Source organism: uncultured Treponema sp. (genome assembly GCF_946187725.1).
Classification (GTDB): Bacteria; Spirochaetota; Spirochaetia; order Treponematales; family Treponemataceae; genus Treponema_D.
On sequence record NZ_CAMHSK010000079.1, the window covers coordinates 1 to 3,287 of the forward strand.

2 protein-coding genes and 1 pseudogene are annotated in these 3,287 nt (G+C 39.0%); 1 reads left to right on the plus strand and 2 read right to left on the minus strand.

Annotated elements, in window-relative coordinates:
- The first annotated feature begins 269 nt into the window (after positions 1 to 269).
- Positions 270 to 2,303 carry a hypothetical protein gene (locus tag Q0Q74_RS14155; RefSeq protein WP_294431919.1) on the plus strand — a complete coding sequence of 678 codons (2,034 nt, stop codon included), beginning with the start codon at positions 270 to 272 and terminating at the stop codon, positions 2,301 to 2,303.
- 173 nt (positions 2,304 to 2,476) lie between these two features.
- On the opposite strand, the gene Q0Q74_RS14160 is transcribed toward Q0Q74_RS14155, so the two are convergent.
- Both Q0Q74_RS14160 and Q0Q74_RS14165 read right to left on the minus strand, forming a co-directional pair.
- A complete protein-coding gene (locus Q0Q74_RS14160) occupies positions 2,477 to 2,890 on the minus strand; it encodes an EamA family transporter (RefSeq protein ID WP_027434472.1) in 414 nt (137 codons plus the stop codon).
- 178 nt (positions 2,891 to 3,068) lie between these two features.
- A pseudogene (locus tag Q0Q74_RS14165) lies at positions 3,069 to 3,287 on the minus strand (hypothetical protein); the annotation flags it as partial.

Sequence of the window (3,287 nt, forward strand, 5' to 3'; positions counted from 1 at the left end):
GGGAAAATCAGGAAGCAATTGATTTGCACCACGCAACACCAATGATGAAAACAATCGCAGAGCTCCGCGAAAAATATGACCTTCATATGACAATTGAACGTTTTGTTTCTGATGATAAAATTCCTGAGCAGGATAAAAATTTTATAAGAAACTGATGCTGTTATTGAATTTATAAAGGTTGGCTTGAGATAATCGTCTTTCATAACAAATGGAAATATTTGTATAGATTTGTTCTTTTTTTCCAGCTGTTTTAATATTATCATTATATTATGGCTGACTTCTTTAAATTATCTGCAGTTTCAAAAAAACGACATCTCGAATTAGTTGAAGAAAAATCTGATATTTATGATTCCCCTGAAGTCTACGGTTTGAACTATCAGGAAAAGATTCTCGGAGGAAACGGATCATCAGCTTCTCCTTATAAAATTGAAGTAAGCATTCAAAATACCAGCGGAAAAGTTTTCGAAGGAATTATGCGCCTTGAACTCGAGGCAGATAACAAGGCAGCCAGCGAGGCTGATTTTTATCTTCCGGGCTTTATGTACGGTTCAAACAGAGGAGACAAGCCCTGGAAGGTAGACTGTAAATTTCCCCGGCTTAATTCTGCTTTCACAAATCCTTCAGATTCTGATTGTCCGCTTTCTTCATTTTATATGGTAAGGGGAGACAGACTTTCTCACCCATGTGCCTTGATGTACATAAATGGAAACTCTCCAAAGATTCGTGGCTTTCACACTTCTCCTTATTATTGCGAAAAAGATTTTGTACAGTATGGCGGCTTTACCTGTAATTCCAAAAGGCAAACTATCGGCTATACCTTCGGTTATGAAAATGCACCCTGGCTTTTTATTCAGTCACATACAATTCTTCCAAGACAAACTTCACAAAACTATTTTACTTTGCAGGCAAATCAAAAAATTACACAAATCTTTTATGTTTATGATTTTGATGCAGCTTCGGTAACAGATATTCACAAGGTTATCAGAAATGTTTATGACGCATATCACGAAGCTCCACGCCAATCGGCATCTCTGGAAGAAGCAATAAAAGATTTATCACTGGCGGTCTGCGATTATGCTTGGCTTCCCTCTCAAAAATGTTATTCGGGTTTTGTAAGAGAAGCAGGATTTGATCAGAAGGGCAAGGAAAGTTTTTCTTATAATGTAATTCCTTCTATTTCCTGGACCAATGGAATTGTTGTTGCCTACCCGCAGCTTATTGCCTCTGCTCGTCTAAATAATCAGAAAATGAGGGAACAAGCTCTTGAATGTATTCAAAATATTGTTGATAACTCCCTGAACAAAGCATCATCGCTTCCGTATGAAACTTTCGACGGACAAAACTGGACCTGTCACGGCTGGTGGTATGGCGGAATGCACAGCGGTGGACATTCGGCTTATCTGGACGGACAGTTTACTTATTATCTTTTGAAGGCTTACCAATTTGAAAAAGAAAATGGAAGGATTCACGATGACTGGCTCACCTTCTCTAAAACTGTAGTTCATGCTCTTGAACGAGAGATTAACCGTGTGGGTGAATATCCTTTTGTTTACTCCGAGACTGATGGAACTGGTATTGAATATGATTCTCTTGGAAGCTCATGGGCACTGGCCGCAAGCATTCTCTTTGCCTTGATTTCAAATGATACTAAGAATCTTCCTCTCTTTGAAAAATCTCTAACCCATTATTACGAGACTTTTATTGCAAAGCTTGAATGCTATGGAAGTCCGCTTGATACAGACAAGGCTCCGGATAACGAAGGTGTACTTGCTTTTATCAGGGCAGCAAAACTTTTACATCAGCTTACAAAAAATCAACTTTATCTTGATTATATGGAAACAGCCTTGTACCAGGAGTTCTCTTACAAGTTCTGTTATAACGGGCGTATCGAAGTTCCGCCTCTGAGCAAACTCAAGTGGAGTTCCTGTGGTGGCAGCATTACTTCAGTGTGTAATCCTCATATTCATCCTATGTCTTCATCAATTGTTAGTGAGATGGCTTACTTTATTGAGCATGCAAAAAAAGATTCCCGCACAATTGAATACATCAAAAATCGCATGCAGGATACAATTTTATGGGGCTGCCAGACATATAATCATTTTGACGGAGAATTTGATTACGGCAAAAAAGGCTGGATGTCGGAACGCTTCTGCTACAGCCAGGGCCTGGTTGTCGAAAAGTATAAAGACGGAAGTCCTTCTTCAACCTGGTTTGCTTTAATGCCATGGGCAAGCAGCAGCGTACTGGAAGGGTTACTGTATCGTAAGCGTCAATTGACGTATGCGTACAATTCAGTATTCTGATGAAGGTGAAAACCGTTTTGTATACGATATATTCGGAAATGTACTTGAGGCAGAAAATACGAGTGGAAAAGAATTATTCAGATATGATACAGGCGGTTATCTTATTTATCAGCAGGATCTTTCTAGTGGTGTGTTCGCCCATGCAGGAACATATCGACAAACTGGAATTTGTATCACAGAACCATCAGCAATGTTCCGGCTCCAATCAGGATACACCCTATCACTGACTTAAAAGTAAATTCTTCATGCAGAAAAACAAACGCCAGTATCAGCGTAATGACAACGGACAACTTATCAATCGGGACGACTTTTGAAGCGTCTCCCATCTGCAAGGCCTTGTAATAGCAAAGCCATGAGGCACCAGTAGCAAGGCCGGACAGAATCAGGAAAATCCAGCATTTCTGGCTAATGTCTTTTATTCCGGCTTGCTGATGAGTAATAAATACCATTCCCCATGCCATGATAACAACAACCATCGTACGGATCGCAGTAGCCAGATTCGATCCGACACCTTCAATTCCTATCTTTGCCAATATTGATGTCAGTGCGGCAAAGATTGCCGAACCAAGCGCTAATAAAAACCACATAGTGATACTCCTTCAAATCCCGATTTATCAATTTAATATGCTAATAATCATACTACAATCCTTGGTACAATGAAAAACTGATATTGACTTATGTCTTTAATAAATGTATAGTCAGAAAAAGGAAGCAATCAGTCTGATTGCTTCCTCATAAATCTAAATTATCATAGAATACCCATATTTACAGAAAAAATTTCAAACTCTCTTCATTACTGTGTTTATGAACTCGCATTGTTTCGCTCCAAAGCATTTTTGGCTTATTAAATTCGTCCCAATAACTTATGCTATCCTGTGTTTCAAACCACTTGTTGTTTGTCTTTTTACGAGCTTTAATTTTTTCACCATTAATTGTATGCTCCTTACCTGTTTGTTCCAGTCTTTCCATTCCGAACGACAGTAG